We start from the raw sequence: 16,228 nt of genomic DNA, 5'->3' as shown, positions 1-16,228 counted from the left end.
AGGCGCTCATCCGCTGGGCCGCCATCGCGGGCATGGCCCGCCGCATCACCCGGGGCGGACCCGCACGACGCCAACCCCGCTACCTCTGCCCCTGACCCAGAAACGATCTTCTCAAACACGCACTTAGACAAGTCCGATCCTTCCAGGTCAAGGGCACTTTTCATATGTAAACGATCAAGTCGGCTCAAATTCGCCGTGAAAGCCGCAGGCTAACGCGGACGAACAACGGCGGCCCGCGGCGCAGGCAGCCTTTCCCAAAGGGGGGTCTGATGATGCGAAGGCGCGACCAACTGAAGGTGCTGTTCGCCGATCAGGACTTCGCCTCCACACGCTCCCCGTCCGGGGCGTCAGGTGGGTGGAATGGGACGGCGGCCCTGCGCACGCGGAATGACACGGTCGATGTCGCTGTCTGTGGCGGTGGTGGGGTTGTCGCCTGCCCGGCTGAGTACCGTCGCGCCTAGGCCGTGTTTCAAAAGATCATCGTGAGTTGAGCGTGTCCGTGATCGCGAAAAGAAGAGGTCTCCGGTAGTTGGTTCAACGACCAAGAAGAACAAAACACCGGAGACCTCGTGGCCAGCGTAGTGGTGATGAGGCGGCACGACCTCACCGACGCGCAGTGGGCGGCGCTGGAGCCGCACCTGCCTGCCGTATCGGGCAAGGGGCGTCCGCCGAAATGGAGCAGGCGGCAGCTGATCGACGGGATCCGGTGGCGGATCCGGACCGGGGCACCGTGGCGGGACGTACCCGCCTGCTACGGTCACTGGTCCACCGTGTACGGCCTGTTCCGCCGCTGGCAGCGGGCGGGGACGTGGGCCCGGATCCTGGCCGCGTTGCAGGCGCGTGCGGACGCCGCGGGGAAGATCGGGTGGACGGTGAGCGTGGACTCCACCATCGTGCGGGCCCACCAGCACGCGGCCGGCGCGCGCCGGGATGGCCACCTGCACAAGGAGCCGCCCGCAGGGGTGGGAGGCGAACCGGCCGATCATGGGCTGGGGCGTTCGCGCGGCGGGCTGACCACCAAGACGCATCTGGCTTGTGAGCAGGGCCGCAAGTTGATGGCGATGGTGGTGACCGCGGGGTGATAGCCCGCAGTTCGTTTCGGTGCTGGAGGGGATCCGGGTGGCCCGTATCGGTGGTGGCCGTCCCCGGACCCGCCCGGATCTGGTGTTGGCCGATAAGGCCTACACCTCCCGGGCCAACCGTGGCTACCTGCGCCGGCGGGGGATCAAGGCGTGCATCCCGGGCAAGGCCGACCAGGACGCGCACCGGCGGGCCAAGGGATCGAAGGGAGGCCGTCCACCCGCCTTCGATCCCGTGCTGTACCGATCGCGTCATGCCGTTGAATGCGGCATCAACCTGCTCAAAGGCAATCGTGGTATGGCGACCCGCTACGACAAGCTCGCTGTACGCTACGAGGCCGTTGTCATCATCGCTGCGATCAACCAGTGGCTCAAGGCCTTATGAAACACGGCCTAGGGAGTCCATGAACTGGAAGCTCAAGGCCGGGTAGGTGGCGTCGATGTGGCGCGCGTACCAGCGTTGCACGGCCTGGTGTGCGAGGTCGAGGTCGATGGCCTGTTGGGGAGCTGTCCGGAAGATCTAGGGCACCTCAGAGGGGGTTTGTCGACTTCCCGCAGCCACTACACGATGTGACCCTCCCTGTCATGGGCATGTCATGGGGGTGGGCCCGCGTGCCCTGGCTCGCCCCGGCCTATCAGGTGATCAGGGGGTGGCGTCGTGACGGGCTGCCTGCTTTGCCCGCCTTCGTTGTCCCAACTCGCCAGGCCCGGTTCCTGCTCGCCGGTGGCCTCGGCGGGGCTGTTGTGCTCTGCGGCGGTGAGGATGTCGCTGGGACGGGTACGGCCTCGGCATCGGGTGGCCAGATCGAGCGCCTTGGCGGCGGCGGCGGGCGTGGTGCCGGGTGGGACGATGAGCAGGTTGATGTGCTCGATCCCCGGGATGATCAGATCGATCACCTGGGGATCGATGGTGCGAAACCAGCCCACCTTGACCTGGCGGCCAGGGGCGGCGATACGGCGCGGGATGTTGTGCCAGGTGTCGATGTGCAGGCCCACCCGCAGGACCCGCCGCTGCAGGTGCCGGTCGATCGCGGCGATCAGGGCGGGCAGTTCCGCGCCGGCGTCGTAGCCGGCGGGCCACCACGCGCCGTCGACCGCGCCGCGGCGCGCGAGGTCGGGATCCAGACTGAACCGCACCTTCTTCGCGCCGGTCATCAGGAGGGCCTGCGCCGTCGTGCGGCCAGGCGTGCCGGGGTCGGCCAGCGTACGTCATGAGCCCAGCCGAGCCGTTCCAGCCACCGGATCAGCCGGGCGGAGATGTCGATCTGGCCGGGCAGCACGCCGTGGCGGGCGCAGGTGGGGTCGGCGTGGTGGCCGTTGTGCCAGCTTTCACCGAGCGACAGGATCGCCAGCGGCCAGAAGTTGGCGGCCCGGTCCCCGGCGTGGGTCTTCAGCGGTCGTTCGCCGAAGACATGACAGACGGAATTGATCGACCAGGTGATGTGGTGCAGCAGCGCGATCCGTACCAGGGCGCCCCAGAAGAACGCGGTCAGCGCGCCGCGCCAGGTGCCGGTGGCCAGCAGGCCGATGGTGGGCGGCAGCAGCAGCGAGGCCGCGGCCAGCGGCCCGAACAGCCGGTCCACCCGGCGGATGCCGGGGTCGTTGAGCAGGTCCTTGGCGAACCGCTCCCGGTTGGTGCGCTCACGCCCGAACATCCAGCCGGTGTGCGCGAACAGCAGCCCCTTGGCCAGGCCGCGCACGCTGCGCCCGTAACGCCAGGGCGAGTGCGGATCGCCGTCACGGTCGGCGAAGGCGTGATGACGCCGGTGGTCGGCCACCCACTGGATGACCGGGCCCTGTATCGCCAAAGACCCGGCCACCGCCAGGCCGATCCGCAGCCACCGCGGGGCTTTGAACGCGCCGTGGGTGAGATAGCGGTGAAAACCCACCGTTACCCCGAGCCCGGTCACGACGTACGCGCCGGCCGCGATCACGGCGTCGACCCAGCTCAGCCCCCACCCCCAGGCCACGGGGATCGCTGCGGCCAGCGCCGCGAACGGCACCAGCACGAACACCCACAACGCGACCACCGCAGCGCCCGGTTTACGCCCATCGATGATCGGCGCCGCGCCGCCCCGCTTCCGATCAACCACGCCTGTATCCGTTGCAGCCATACCAGCGTTGCCTCCTTGCCCCCATCAGGGAGCGCAGTCACGCGTTGCCAGAAGTCAATTCGCTTCCCCGGCACACCACGGCTACACCACCGCGATCACCCTCATTTGCGGCTTATGGCATGTTTCTTACCAGCACCCCAACCAGGTCGAGCGCTGGTTCGGCCACCTGAACCGGGCGACTGATCCACCGCGGAGCGGACAAGAGCGTTCAGGCGCTGGAGGGACGACATCCGCGCCTGGATGGACTCGCAGACCGAGACTCCGCCGCGATCTCCGCGGCCTCGGCGATGAGTCCCGGTGCCAGCGGCGCGAGGCCCGAAACGCCGTCCTGGACATTCCTGACCAACCACACCCGTGTCCTGGCCCGGCGCGCCCGCACCGCCGGCCGCGGACCGGCGAGGATCGCCGTCGATCTGGGCATCACCCAGGCGGCGAGTGTACGGGGTACTACGCGGCCTCGTCGCCGCTGTTCACATCACCTGAGTCCGCGACGGCCGGCGCGTCCGCCACGCCGTCGATCACCAGCGTGGGCTTGCGGCCGGGAAGCGGCGGGCGTGAGCATCGGCGACCTGCTCGCTGCCCGGTCACCGGCCGAGGAGCGGGTGGGCACCCCGCGGTGATTCGCCAGACCCGGCCCCAAGGCCCTCCCCCGACCTACCCGGGCCCACACGCTCATCGGTATGGCAGGGCCGGGGCTGGGCAGTAGGGCGGCGGGCGATTCAGCCTCACCTCCGAGAGGTGGCGATTTCGTGTGATCTCCGGCTTCCGGTCACAGTGGCCGATCATCCGTGACCTGGCCGCGCTGCGCGGCCGTGTCCGCGTCTTCGGTACCGAAGCGGGCCTGAGCGGGCAGCTGCTGGAGGATCTGGTGATCGCCACCAACGTGCTGCAACACGGCGGCGGAGGCGGGACCCTCACCGCGTGGTGCGATGAAGCGGGCGTTGACCTGGAGGTCGTTGATGTCGCGGGCAGCATGACCGGCGCTCATCTGGACACCGAACGCGAACCCCCCGGTCGCGTGGCCGGGCTGTGGCTGATCCGCCGCCTGTGCGAGGAGGCCGGCCTCGAAGGCGTGGCGGGTCACGCCCGCCTGCGGCTGCGCCTGTATCGCCGGGGCCGGCGGCGATCTGATCCAACCGGTGATCACCAGCGGTGATCACCAGCGGTGATGAGCCCGGTCGGGATCGACGCTTTCCGCTCCGTCGAATCCGCTGGACGATCAGGACATCGTGCCCCGCTCGCAGGTCACCGCGTCGTTCACGCCGGCGCATCGCAAGGTGGTTTCGCCGGCCCTCGCGGCGTCGTGTCCCGTACGCCCCGTTGGAGCTGATGTGAACACCCCTGGAGCGCCCGGCCCCGCCCTCGCCCCTGTCCCCGCCCCCCGCACCGCAGCCGACCGGCCCCTGCGCATCACCCCGCTCGCCGACCGCGCGGGGCTGCGGATCGAGGGTGAGATCGACCACACCACCCTGCCCGCCCTGAGGCGGGCGCTGGCCACAATGGGCGGCGGCAGCTTCAGTGTCGATCTGAGCGGCCTGGCGTTCATCGACGTCGGCGGGCTACGTGCCCTGGTCACCACCGCCGCCGCTCTGCACGGCGACGACAACGGTCATGTGCTGACGTTGCGGTCGGCGCCCTGGCACGTACAGCGCCTGCTCAACCTCACCGGCTGGCACAAGGCGCCCGGCCTTCACCTGCACGCGCCGCCGCCCGGACCTGATCCACCTGGCCACGCTCAGGAACCACCACACCGACGGATGCCTCCGAAGTGCTGACGGCTCCCGTACCGGCGAGCCCGGCGGACCGGCAGGTGATGCGACAAGCCCAGACCGAGGCCGGTGGCCTCCATCCTCTGCTTCCCCATTTGAAACACGACTCGCGAGGTGGTGCCAAGCCGGCCGTGCGCTCCGTCCACCGGCTCGTGCAGTACCAGGCCCCGCAGCCACTTCGGCATGTGCGCCGGGTCCGCGAACATCTGGAGCACCTTCTCCCGCGGCAGGGCGATCTCGATCGAGGTGGTGTACTTCATCAAGCGTTATCTCCGGGGGCGTAGAACGCGGTGGTGGCCTTGACGGCGGCCGCCACGTGATCCGGATCGCCGCCGGCGGCCAGGTGAGCTTCGCCCCAAGCCGCAGCGCTGCGCCGCACGAACTCGCGCCCCGTGGGCGAGGTCTGGAACTCCTCGTGATCGAGGGTCTCGCCGCCTGCCAGGAACCGGGCCAGAGTGAGGAGATGCAGGTCCCAGCCCACACCGCCGGCACCCGGGCCGTAGGTCGGGAACATGGGCTCCCCGACGGCCGCTGCATGGACCAGTTCAAGCTCGGTGTCCCCGGCAGGGCCCGGGGACAGGCGCACCTCGACCTCGCTCGTGCCCGGCCACTCGTCGGCGTCCGGCCCGAAGAGCCAGGACACCCGCAGCAGACGCGGCGGCTCGCACCGGAGGATCTCCCCGTGCTCACCGCCGTCCAACTCGAACGACCCGCCGAGCCGCAGATCTCCGGTGACCGGCTTCAACCAACGGCCCAGCCGCTCAGGGGCGGTGATGGCGTTCCACACGTCGTCGACCGGCGCGTCGTAGCGACGCCGCAACTCCATCGTGTACGCGTCGCCGGCGGGCAGGGTCGCTGTTCCCATCGTCCGGCGCGCAGCGGCCAGTTCGTCCAGCACGTCTTTCATGTCATGTTCCTTTCACTGGCGGATCGGCCTTGCCGGCGTCGGTGCGCGTGTCGGGCTGCTGGCCGGCCCGGGACCGGGATGCACGCCTGCCTCGGGCCAACTCAGTGCCCAGGGCATCGAGCCGCTGATCCCAGAACCCGCGAAACCGGTCCAACCACACGTCAACCTCGCTTAGCGACGTCGGGTCGACGGCATAGAACCGGCGAGCCCCCTCCGCCCGGACCGACGCGAACCCGTTCTCACGCAGAACGCGAAGATGCTGGGAAACAGCCGGCTGGGACAGTGCGAACTCAGCCCGGATCACGTCCGTGATCGCCCCAGAGGTCCGCTCACCCTCGGCGAGCAGCTCCAGAATGCGGCGACGCACCGGGTCGCCGAGAATGTCGAACGCGTGCACGGACCAGAACATACCAGGCCAGACTTATATAAGCCAGGACTGGTACTATCGCGTTGCCTCCGGTGTCCTCCAGATGGCGGCGCACCAGCAGCCCGGGACGCGGCCCGTTTCTGGCGTATTCCGGCCGGCCTTGTACTACGCCGCCAAGAGGCGTCCGCCCTCGACGCGGGCCGTGAGTGACGCCGAGCTGGACGCCCACATCCAGCGCATCCACGCCGGCAACTACGGCGTCTACGGCGCCCGCAAGGTCTGGCAACACCTGCTGCGCGAGGGGCACCGGGTGGCCCGCTGCACCGTCGAGCGGCGGATGCGCGTGCTCGGCCTGCAAGGCGCACGGCCGGGCAAGAAGATCCGCACCACCACGTCCGATCCAGGACACGATCGGGCCGCAGACCGGCTGCGGCGCTACTTCACCGCCACGCGGGCCAACGCCGCCTGGGTGGCCGACTTCACCCACGTGACGGCATGGTGCGGAGTGGTCTACGTCGCGATCGTCGGCTGTGCCGCCTCACCGACCAAGCACACCACGCTCGTGCTGGACGCCCTGGACATGGCGTTGTGGCGGCGCGCGCGCACCGGACACCCGGCCGGGCCGGGACTGATTCATCACTCGGACGCGGGCAGTCAATACACGTCTTTCCGGTTCACCACCCGCCTGCCGGCGGCCGGCATCGACGCCTCCATCGGCACGGTCGGCGACGCGCTCGACAACGCCCTGATGGAATCGCAGATCGGCCTCTACAAAACCGAACCGATCAAGCCCCGCGGCCCATGGCGCAGGCTGGCCGACGTGGAACTGGCCACCGCCGAATGGGTGTCCTGGTTCAACCCCACCCGCCTGCACTCGGCCATCGGACACCTCCCGCCCGACGAGTTCGAGGCGATCTACTACGCTCAACGCCACCCCCACAAAGCCCTGGCAATCAACCGCTGAGGTCTCCATCAAAGCCGGGGCGGTTCGGCCAGGCGGGCACCGAGTAGCGATCGGTGCGCACCACGATCACGCTGTAGCGGTCCACCCGCGTGGTGAACAGCCGTAATCCTGGGACTGCCCGGCCCCTTCTCGCCGCCAGGCACGGCCGGGGGCCTCCAGCGGTCCATCTCCCCGCCCAGGGCTACCTGCTCCCCCTCCCCCACCTGGCTCAAGCCGCCCGGGGACGTCGATGCGCCGGCGGACCGGCGACGCATCCTCGACGAACCCATGCAGCGTCGCCGCGGCAACGTTGATCAGCGGTGCCGCCCGCTCGTGCTGCCCTGCCCGGGGCGCCCTTGCCGTGACGGAACAGTGCACCGAATCGGGCCAGGTCCAGCTTGCACGCCTCGCTCATGCGCGGCCCGGCCTCGGATATCAGCCGGCAGGCGGATTGGTCGTGGGCGGCCGGGGCGAACTTCCGACAGTTCGCCGGCTACCGCCGCTACCCGGCGAACAACCGGCCCGCTGCTCGCCGGTGGGCGGCATGCGTAGCTTGCCCTGCGTGCCGCCGCGCTGGCCGGTTCATCCCGTCGATCGGGCGCTCGACACCCACCCGGTCATCTGGTGGTCTCGACCTCGCACCACAGCTCCAGGAACAGAGAGCACGTTTCGCTCGCCTGGGTACGGAGCAGCCGGGTGCCGGTCCTATAGAGCGCGGCACCTTGCCGAAGTACGTGTCCTGGGGCTGGAGATGCCGGAGACCTCCAGAGAACTCACGGTTGCCGGGGTTGTTGAGGGCATGGAAGGGTGCGGGGTCGCGGGTCCCTTCGGCAGTGGGGATGGCCGGGTAGCGGATCTGGCGCTCAGGAGGGTGATGGCGAGGGTGGTCAGGGATATGAGGGTGAGCGTCACCGTGATGACATGCAGTCGGCGACCGCGTTGCCGGGGGGCCGTGGCGCGTGCCCGCTGCGCGATCGCCCGCACCACGATGCATGTGCCGGCGCCGACGGACAGGGCCACCAGGCCGGCGGCCGGTGCCGTTTTGGCGATGGCGGCGCTCAGCGCGATCAGGGACACGGTGGTGCGCATCCAGGCCAGGTCGGTGCGTTCAGTGGCCAGTCCAGGGTCTCGGATCTGTGCGGTGGCGTCGTCTTCTTCAGTGCCGGGGCCGGTGAAGGTCATGTCAGTCGGGGTTCATCGCCAGTACGGCGGCGGCGACCGCCACGCTCGTGATGACCATGACCACGATGCGGGGCAGGGGTGAGCGGGGCAGGGGAAGACCCTGGCGTAGCGCCCGCTGGTTTCGTCGCCAGTCGATGTAGGCACCGCTCGGCAGGGCGGTGCCCAAGACGATGAGGGGCAGCGCCAGGAGACGGCGGGCTCCTGGAAGTCCGGGGAACGGAGGGAGTAGTTGCACGATCGCCAGTCCGGTGATCAGGAGGGCCAGCGCGGTCCTGCTCCAGGCCAGAAAGGTCCTCTCGTTGGCGAAGGTGAAGCGCACATCCGGTTCTGAGCCGCCCGTACCCTCATTGCCGTTACGGGCCGTACCCCGTTTCACAATTCCCATAGAGTCCGACGATAAATGGCGACGGGCTCATTTTTGCCACCTTTTCCGATGAATTACAAGGATCGCACCTGACGGCAAGGACAAATCATACTATAGTAACCTTTGTCAGCTTAAAATTGAGGCCTGACGGCGTTCCGCATAAATGATTCCAGGCGCGTGGCCGATGGCACTCCCGGCCAGGCCAGTGGCCCAGGGCAGAAAAACCCCGAAATCCCGCAGGGAAATCCGGATTCCCCTTGCTGGCGCAGTATTCCGACTGGAGAAGCAGGAATCAAGCGCCGCAAGCGCATGGCCGCATCCATCCGCGGGGCGATCGGGCACCCACCGGCGGCACCCATGTCGCGGCCCTATTAATGCTCCCTCGACATCGCGCCGATAACGGCGCAAACAACCTTCTGACTCTGTGGCCACTTCTGGCACGCCGAACCCATGTGATTACTGATAGTAATCATTCATGCGCGAGAGGTAAGGATGGGTCAATGGCCGCCCCGCTCCCCACGCGATACCCCCCCCAAAACCGGCCAGGCGATCAAGGCCGCCGGCACGGCGCTCCAGCCCGGACCGCCATGACGCCGGGCACGCCGATCCATCGGGGGGCCGGCCGATGACCCTGGACCTGCCACTGCTCATCGGCGCCTTCCTGGTCGCCGTGGTCGTCGGCCTCACGGGGATGGGCGGCGGAGCGCTGATGACCCCGATGATGATGCTCGTCTTCAACGTACCGCCGCTGGCCGCGGTCTCCAGTGATCTGGTCGCCTCCGCGGTGATGAAACCGATCGGCGGCTATGTCCACCTGCGCCGCGGCACCGTCAACCTGCGACTGGTGACCTGGCTGTGCGCGGGATCGGTACCGGCCGCCTTCTGCGGCGCACTGGCCACCCGGGCCTTCGGCCAGGACGCGGCGGTGCAACAGGCCGTGAAAACAGCCCTCGGCGTCGCCCTCCTGCTGGCCGTGACCGGAATGATCGCCAAAACCTGCCTCGCCGCCCGCGACCGCGAACCCCTCGACCAGGGCCAACTCACCGACATCACCCTCCGCCCGCTCCCCACCCTGCTGATCGGTCTGGCGGGCGGCGCGGTCGTCGGCGTCTCCTCGGTCGGCGCCGGCTCGCTGGTCATCGTCGGGCTCATCACGCTGTATCCGGCGCTCAAGGCCAACCAGCTCGTGGGCACCGACCTGGTGCAGGCCGTCCCCCTGGTCATCGCCGCCGCACTCGGTCACCTGCTGTTCGGTGACTTCCACTTCGATCTGACCGCCTCACTCATCCTCGGCTCCATTCCCGGCGTCTACCTGGGGGCGCGGATCTCATCGCGCGCCCCTGGCGGTCTGATCCGGGCCCTGCTGGCCCTGGTACTGCTCGCCTCCGCGCTGAAGCTGCTGGGGATGGGCACCACCGCAACCGCGTGGACCCTGATCGCGGCGACCGCGGCGGGAGCCGTCGGCTGGCGGCTACTACGGGCACGCGCCAAAGCAGGCGAATCTCCGGCAGACCCTCCGACGCAGCTCAGGCCGGGCGCCCAGCCTGCCACGGCCCCGGGGACGGTGTTGCGGGCAGGTCAGCCGGCGGCGTGCCGCTCCAGGAAGGTGTAGACGTCGGCCTCATCGACGCCCGGGAAGGAGCCGGGCGGCAGGGCGGCCAGGACGTGGGAGTTCGCGCGGGCCGAGGGCCAGGCGTAGCCCTCCCAGCGCTGGGTCAGCTCCGGCGGCGGGCGGCGGCAGCACTCGCCGTTGGGGCAGGCCGACTTGGTGCGCCGGGTCGTCTCCCGGCCGCGGAACCAGCGCGACTCGCGGTACGGCACGCCCAGCGTGATCGCGAAGTCGCGCTCCCGCGACGGATCCACGTGCGCCATGCAGAAGTAGGTGCCGGTGGCGGAGTCGGAGTACTGGTAGAAGACCGAGAACTTGTCCGGCGACTGGAAGACCTGGCGGCCCGACCAGCGCAGGCACATCCGCTGGCCCTCGATGGCCCCCTGCTCGTCGGCGGGGAAGACGATGCCGTCGTTCTCGTAGGCCTTGTAGATGATCCCGCCGGCGTCGTTGCGCACGAAGTGGCACACCAGGTCGAGGTGGTGGGTGGCCAGGTTGGTGAACCGGTGGGCGGCCATCTCGTAGGAGACGGCGAAGACGTCGCGCAGGTCTTCCACCGACAGCGCGCGGTCCTCCTTGGCCTCGCGCAGGTAGGCCGCCGCGGCGTCCTCGGGCACCAGCAGCGCGGCGGCGAAGTAGTTGGCCTCGGTGCGCTGGCGCAGGAAGTCGGCGAAGTCGCGCGGCCGGTGGTGGCCGAGCGCGAGATGACCGAGGGTCTGCAGCAGGATCGTGCGCGGGCTGTGCATGCCGAGCTGCTCGTTCTTGACGTAGATCCGCCGGTTGCGCTGATCGGTGATGGAACGCACGGTCCGCGGCAGGTCCTGGGCGGTGTGCACGGTGTAGCCGAAGTGGGTGACCAGCGCCTGGACGGTGCTCTGCGACAGCGCGCCGGTGCGGTAGCCGACCGCCGACAGCGCCTCGGCCGCGGCCTTCTCGATCTCGGGGAAGTAGTTGTCCCGCTCGCGCTGCTTGCGGCGCAGCTCGGCGTTGGCCGCCCTGGCCTCCTCCGGCGTCGCGGTGCCCCTGGCCTCGCGCGAGCGCAGCTCCTCGTACAGGGCCAGGATGTGTTCGAGGACGTCGTTGGGCACCCGTGCGGAGACCTTGAGCCGGGGCAGGCCGAGCCGGGCGTAGAGCGGGTCGCGCTGGGCCTCCTCCAGCGCGATCTCCAACTGGGCCCGGCGGTTGGGGGCCTGGCGGCGCAGTAGTTCCTCGACCGGGACGTTGAGCGCGGCGGCCAGGGACTTCAGCAGCGACAGCTTGGGCTCGCGTTTGCCGTTCTCCAGCAGGGAGAGCTGGCTGGGTGCGCGGCTGACCCGCCCGCCCAGGTCGGACAGGGTGAGCCCGCGCTGTTTACGCAGGTGGCGCAACCGCTGCCCGAACGCGATGAGATCCAGCTCCTGCGTCAAAGACAGCGGTTCTTCGCTCACCAAGGGTGCCATGCACCGATCCTAAGCGAAAATTCGCCGCATCTTCCACTACCGCCCGCCTCCCTGGGGGCCTGGCATCGGATTGGTCTAGTCCATAGCGGAAACTTACTATTTCTTCACCGCCCAAGACGACTCAATCTTCTCTAGAGCAGAAGATCTGACGTTCTTTCGCCCAGCGGGTCTGTTAACGAGTCCGGCATTCTGCCCAAACTCATAACAAGCACCCAGGGGACGAACAAGGAGCTGACTCATGATGAATCGCCTCAAGGGAGCGGCCGAAGAGCTCCGGCACGAGTGGGAGGCCGACCCACGCTGGGCCGGCGTGGAACGCACCTACAGCGCCGAAGACGTCATCAAGCTGCGCGGATCGGTGCAGGAGGAGCACACGCTGGCCCGGCTCGGCGCCGAGCGCCTGTGGAACCTGCTCAACACCGAGGACTACGTCCACTCGCTCGGCGCGCTGACCGGAAACCAGGCCGTCCAGCAGGTCAAGGCCGGCCTGAAGGCGATCTACCTGTCCGGCTGGCAGGTGGCCGCCGACGCCAACCTCGGCGCGCAGACCTACCCCGACCAGAGCCTCTACCCCGCCAACTCGGTGCCCGCCGTGGTGCGCCGGATCAACAACGCGCTGCTGCGCGCCGACCAGATCACCTGGTCGGAGGGCGCCACGGACGCCCCGCACTGGCTCGCCCCGATCGTCGCCGACGCCGAGGCCGGATTCGGCGGCGTGCTCAACGCCTTCGAGCTGATGAAGGGCATGATCGCCGCCGGAGCGGCCGGCGTCCACTGGGAGGACCAGCTCGCCTCGGAGAAGAAGTGCGGCCACCTCGGCGGAAAGGTTCTCATCCCGACCGGGCAGCACATCAAGACGCTCAACGCCGCGCGGCTGGCCGCCGACGTGTGCGGTGTCCCCACGCTGATCGTCGCCCGCACCGACGCCCAGGCGGCGACACTGCTGACCAGCGACGTCGACCCGCGCGACCAGGAGTTCACCACCGGCGAGCGGACGGCGGAGGGCTTCTACCGGGTCCGCAACGGCGTCGCGGCCTGCATCGCCCGCGGCCTGGCCTACGCCCCCCACTCCGACCTGCTGTGGATGGAGACCTCCACCCCCGACCTGGACGTGGCCCGCACGTTCGCCGAGGCGATCAAGGCCGAGTACCCCGACCAGATGCTCGCCTACAACTGCTCGCCGTCCTTCAACTGGAAGCGCCACCTGGACGACTCGACCATCGCCAAGTTCCAGCGCGAACTGGGCCACATGGGGTACAAGTTCCAGTTCATCACGCTGGCCGGCTTCCACTCGCTCAACTACTCGATGTTCGACCTGGCCAGCGGCTACGCCGAGAACGGCATGCCCGCCTACGTGGGCCTGCAGGAGGCGGAGTTCGCCGCCGAGGAGCGCGGCTACACCGCCACGCGCCACCAGCGCGAGGTCGGCACCGGGTACTTCGACCTGGTCAGCACGGCGATCTCGCCCGACTCCTCGACCACCGCACTGCGCGGCTCCACCGAGGAGGAGCAGTTCGACATGGCCCACTGAGGGCCCTGACGGACGGCTCGCAAGCGGGGCTCACCGAGACGACGATGTGACGGGGTCCGGTCCCGGGCCGATCAACGGCTCCCCTTTCCGGGACCGGACCCCACCGGCCGGGGGCGGCTCCGCCGTGACGGAAGGCAGGGCACATGTCCCCGCCACGGCGGAGCCGTTCACATGCGCAACGCGCGCACGTACCAGCGGCCCTCCACCCGGTCCAGGGCCAGCCGGCGGCCGAAGCACTCCGACAGCCACGCCCCGGTCAGAACGTCGCCCACCGCCCCGGCGGCCAGCACCCGGCCCTCGCGCATCAGCAGCGCGTGCGTGGTGGTGGCCGGGACCTCCTCCAGGTGATGGGTCACGGTGACTGTCGTCAGCTCCGGCCGGGAGCGCGCCAGGTCCTCCACCGCCACGATCAGATCCTCGCGGGCCGGAAGGTCCAGCCCGGCCGACGGCTCGTCCAGGAACACGATCGCGGGTTCGGCCATCAGCGCCCGCGCCACGCGGATTCGGGCCCGCTCGCCCTGCGAGCACACCCCGAACGGCCGCTCGGCGAGGTCCTTACAGCCCAGCTCGGCCAGCAGCCGGTGCGCCCGCTCGTGCTCGGCGGGGCCGTACCGGTCCCACAGCGGGGCCGCGGTGCCGGTGTGCCCGGTCAGCACCACCGTGTGCGCACCGGCCTGCTCCTCCTCCATCAGCGCCTCGTCCACCAGGCCCTGACCGGCCGCGACCAGGCCGATGTGCCGGCGCAGCTCGCGCAGGTCGACGCGGCCCAGCCGATGGCCGAGGACACGGGCCTGACCTGTGGTGGGATGGCGCACCGAGGCGGCCACCGACAGCATCGTGGTCTTGCCCGCGCCGTTGGGGCCGAGGATCACCCAGTGCTCGCCGTACCCCGCCCGCCAGTCGATCTCGCCGATCAGCCACCGCCCGCTCACCCGTACGCCGACGCCGGAAAGCTCCAGCGCCGCGCCCGTACGGTCCGGGACGATCTCCTCCCCCATCGGCCCTCCTCATCCGGGGTTCGGTACCGATGCAGGATAAGCGGTCCCCGCCGGGCGCCCCGAAGCGGCCGGTCCTTCAGCCGAGCCAGCCCGGCGTGATCAGGCCCCCCTCATAGGCCAGCACCACCACCTGTGCCCGGTCCCTGGCCCGCAGCTTGGTCATGATCCGGCTCACGTGGGTCTTGACCGTGGCGGGACTGAGCACCAGCCGCGCGGCGATCTCGTCGTTGCTCAGGCCCGAGCCGATCAGCATCATCACCTCGCGCTCCCGCTCGGTCAGCCCGGCGAACCGCGGCCCCGGCACGGGCCGCCGGACCCGCCCGGCGAACTCCGCGATCAGCCGCCTGGTGATCGACGGGGCGATCAGCGCGTCGCCGCGGGCCACCACGCGCACGGCGTGGATCAGCTCCATCGGCTCGGTGTCCTTGACCAGGAACCCGCCCGCGCCCGCCTTCAGCGCCCCGTAGACGTAGTCGTCCAGCTCGAAGGTGGTGAGGATCACCACGCGGACCGACTCCAGCCGGCCGTCGGAGACGATCTTGCGGGTGGCCTCCAGCCCGTCCAGGCGCGGCATCCTGATGTCCATCAGCACCACGTCGGGACGCAGTTCGCGGGCCAGCCGCACGGCCTCCTCACCGTCGCCCGCCTCGCCGACCACCTCGATGTCGTCCTCGCCGGTGAGTATCGACCGAAACCCGGCCCTGACCAGCGTCTGGTCATCGGCCAGCAGCACCCGTATCATCACGCCCCCCGTACCGGCAGCCGGGCGCTGACCCCGAAGCCGCCGCCCGGCCGCGGCCCCGTCGCGAGGTCGCCGCCCAGCGCCGCGGCCCGTTCGCGCATCCCCCGGATCCCGTGCCCGGCGGGCCCGGGAACGGCCGACCCGTCATCGTCCACCCGAACCGTCACGTGCCCGCTCCCGTCGTCGAACTCGATCTCCACCGCCGCCGAACCGGCCCCCGAGTGGCGGGTCACGTTGGTCAGCGCCTCCTGCACGATGCGGTACACGGCCTGGTCCACCTCGGGCGTGAGCACCGGCACCGACGCCTGGCCGCACTCCACGCGCAGCCGTACCGCAAGACCGGTCTCCCGCGCCCCGGCGATCAGCCGGTCCAGCGCCGCCATCCCCGGCCGCTCGGCCCTGCCCACCTCCGCCGTGTCCGCCCCGTCCGCCTCCATCGCGGCCGGCGGAACGGCGGGCGGCCCGGTCGGGGCCCGCTCGTCGGCCTGGCGCAACATCCCCAGCGTGGCGCGCAGGTCGCCCAGCGCCTCCCGGCTGGCTTCCTTGATCGCCGCCAGTGCCGACTCCGCCCCCTCGGGATGCTCCCCCAGCCGGTGCAGCGCCGCCGCGGCCTGGACGTTGATCAGCGACAACCGGTGCCCCAGCGCGTCGTGCAGGTCGCGGGCGATGCGCAGCCGCTCCTCGGCGCGGGCGCGCCGCTCGGCCTGGGCGATCGTGCGGCCCCGCTGCCGGGCCACCGCACCGGCCGCCACCGCGGTCAGCAGCCAGCCCACCGTGCGGAAGATGTCGCCCCGGGCGGCCCCCGTCGACTCGAACCAGACCAGCCCGGCGACCACCGCCACGATGAACGCCGCGGCCACCGCGATCCCGCGCGACTCGGCCAGCGTGTAGAGCATCACCATGTACGCCAGCACCATGGGGTTCATCGGGTTGCCGAGCGCGAAATAGGTCAGCGTCACCGCCAGCACGACCACCGACGCCCCGACCGGCCACCGCCTGCGGGCGGGCACCGTGGCCGCCGCCGCGACCACCAGCGCGAAGCCGTACGGCCACGCCGGACCCGACGCGCCGGCGACCCCGGCCACCACCGACCCGGCGGCGATGCCGGCCGCGATCAGCAGATCCGCGCGCAGGCCGCGCGGAGGCCACCATCGCCGATATGCGTCGCTCACCACGTCCGGAAG

Annotated in this window: 16 protein-coding genes and 1 pseudogene; 6 read left to right on the top strand and 11 right to left on the bottom strand. The window is 70.0% G+C overall.

The genetic code is table 11. The annotated features are described in order from the left end of the window. Positions 1-587 precede the first annotated feature (587 nt). Positions 588-1,464: pseudogene (locus ACH34R_RS31405) on the top strand (IS5 family transposase). 209 nt (positions 1,465-1,673) lie between these two features. Here ACH34R_RS31405 and ACH34R_RS31400 read toward each other — a convergent pair. After that, entirely contained in the window at positions 1,674-2,234 is a 561-nt protein-coding gene (locus ACH34R_RS31400) for a DUF5994 family protein (protein ID WP_397565162.1), read from the bottom strand. Next, positions 2,234-3,193: an acyl-CoA desaturase gene (locus ACH34R_RS31395; RefSeq protein WP_397565160.1), complete on the bottom strand. Its 960-nt coding sequence runs from the start codon at positions 3,191-3,193 to the stop codon at positions 2,234-2,236. Before ACH34R_RS31395 ends, ACH34R_RS31400 begins: the two co-directional genes overlap by 1 nt. 751 nt (positions 3,194-3,944) lie before the next feature. On the opposite strand from ACH34R_RS31395, the gene ACH34R_RS31390 reads away from it, so the two are divergent. Then, the gene (locus ACH34R_RS31390) at positions 3,945-4,349 is read left to right on the top strand and encodes a hypothetical protein (RefSeq protein ID WP_397565158.1); all 405 of its coding nucleotides are present in this window, start codon (positions 3,945-3,947) and stop codon (positions 4,347-4,349) included. 175 nt (positions 4,350-4,524) lie between these two features. Beyond that, the gene (locus tag ACH34R_RS31385) at positions 4,525-4,968 is read left to right on the top strand and encodes an STAS domain-containing protein (protein ID WP_397565157.1); all 444 of its coding nucleotides are present in this window, start codon (positions 4,525-4,527) and stop codon (positions 4,966-4,968) included. Here the strand turns inward: ACH34R_RS31385 and ACH34R_RS31380 are convergent. Genes ACH34R_RS31380 through ACH34R_RS31370 form a run of 3 tightly spaced genes read right to left on the bottom strand, consistent with a single transcriptional unit; the run spans position 4,929 to position 6,266 of the window. Beyond that, positions 4,929-5,222 (bottom strand): SRPBCC family protein, encoded by a 294-nt coding sequence (locus ACH34R_RS31380; protein WP_397565156.1) that lies wholly within the window; start codon positions 5,220-5,222, stop codon positions 4,929-4,931. The two genes, ACH34R_RS31385 and ACH34R_RS31380, sit on opposite strands and share 40 nt — an antisense overlap. Beyond that, positions 5,222-5,869, bottom strand: coding sequence for an SRPBCC family protein (locus ACH34R_RS31375; protein ID WP_397565155.1), 648 nt, complete (start codon positions 5,867-5,869; stop codon positions 5,222-5,224). Before ACH34R_RS31375 ends, ACH34R_RS31380 begins: the two co-directional genes overlap by 1 nt. Position 5,870: 1 nt before the next feature. After that, complete coding sequence (locus tag ACH34R_RS31370; protein ID WP_397565154.1) at positions 5,871-6,266, bottom strand: ArsR/SmtB family transcription factor; 396 nt, start codon at positions 6,264-6,266, stop codon at positions 5,871-5,873. Between ACH34R_RS31370 and ACH34R_RS31365 the strand changes: the two genes are divergently transcribed. Beyond that, positions 6,223-7,200, top strand: a complete 978-nt coding sequence (locus ACH34R_RS31365) for an IS3 family transposase (RefSeq protein ID WP_397565153.1) — start codon at positions 6,223-6,225, stop codon at positions 7,198-7,200. The two genes, ACH34R_RS31370 and ACH34R_RS31365, sit on opposite strands and share 44 nt — an antisense overlap. A 684-nt stretch (positions 7,201-7,884) precedes the next feature. On the opposite strand, the gene ACH34R_RS31360 is transcribed toward ACH34R_RS31365, so the two are convergent. Further along, a complete protein-coding gene (locus tag ACH34R_RS31360; RefSeq protein ID WP_397565152.1) occupies positions 7,885-8,361 on the bottom strand; it encodes a DUF202 domain-containing protein in 477 nt (158 codons plus the stop codon). 1 nt (position 8,362) lies between these two features. Next, positions 8,363-8,680, bottom strand: coding sequence for a YidH family protein (locus ACH34R_RS31355; RefSeq protein WP_397565151.1), 318 nt, complete (start codon positions 8,678-8,680; stop codon positions 8,363-8,365). A 670-nt stretch (positions 8,681-9,350) separates the two neighbouring features. On the opposite strand from ACH34R_RS31355, the gene ACH34R_RS31350 reads away from it, so the two are divergent. Continuing rightward, a complete protein-coding gene (locus ACH34R_RS31350) occupies positions 9,351-10,337 on the top strand; it encodes a sulfite exporter TauE/SafE family protein (RefSeq protein ID WP_397565150.1) in 987 nt (328 codons plus the stop codon). On the opposite strand, the gene ACH34R_RS31345 is transcribed toward ACH34R_RS31350, so the two are convergent. Further along, a complete protein-coding gene (locus ACH34R_RS31345; protein ID WP_233507609.1) occupies positions 10,304-11,773 on the bottom strand; it encodes a helix-turn-helix domain-containing protein in 1,470 nt (489 codons plus the stop codon). The two genes, ACH34R_RS31350 and ACH34R_RS31345, sit on opposite strands and share 34 nt — an antisense overlap. A gap of 238 nt (positions 11,774-12,011) precedes the next feature. Between ACH34R_RS31345 and aceA the strand changes: the two genes are divergently transcribed. After that, positions 12,012-13,304: an isocitrate lyase gene (aceA, locus tag ACH34R_RS31340; RefSeq protein WP_397565148.1), complete on the top strand. Its 1,293-nt coding sequence runs from the start codon at positions 12,012-12,014 to the stop codon at positions 13,302-13,304. Between the two features lie 167 nt (positions 13,305-13,471). Here the strand turns inward: aceA and ACH34R_RS31335 are convergent, their stop codons facing one another. The 3 genes from ACH34R_RS31335 to ACH34R_RS31325 all read right to left on the bottom strand — a co-directional run bounded on the left by ACH34R_RS31335 (position 13,472) and on the right by ACH34R_RS31325 (position 16,219). Then, positions 13,472-14,302, bottom strand: coding sequence for an ABC transporter ATP-binding protein (locus ACH34R_RS31335; protein ID WP_397565147.1), 831 nt, complete (start codon positions 14,300-14,302; stop codon positions 13,472-13,474). Between the two features lie 76 nt (positions 14,303-14,378). Further along, positions 14,379-15,044: a response regulator gene (locus ACH34R_RS31330; RefSeq protein ID WP_397565179.1), complete on the bottom strand. Its 666-nt coding sequence runs from the start codon at positions 15,042-15,044 to the stop codon at positions 14,379-14,381. Further along, positions 15,044-16,219 carry a sensor histidine kinase gene (locus ACH34R_RS31325; protein ID WP_397565146.1) on the bottom strand — a complete coding sequence of 392 codons (1,176 nt, stop codon included), beginning with the start codon at positions 16,217-16,219 and terminating at the stop codon, positions 15,044-15,046. The genes ACH34R_RS31330 and ACH34R_RS31325 overlap by 1 nt, the downstream gene beginning before the upstream one ends. Between the last annotated feature and the right edge of the window lie 9 nt (positions 16,220-16,228).

Source organism: Spongiactinospora sp. 9N601 (assembly GCF_044326295.1).
Classification (GTDB): domain Bacteria; phylum Actinomycetota; class Actinomycetes; order Streptosporangiales; family Streptosporangiaceae; genus Spongiactinospora; species Spongiactinospora gelatinilytica.
The sequence above is the reverse complement of the archived record's forward strand: the minus strand, read 5'-3'. Positions and strand labels throughout refer to the sequence as shown.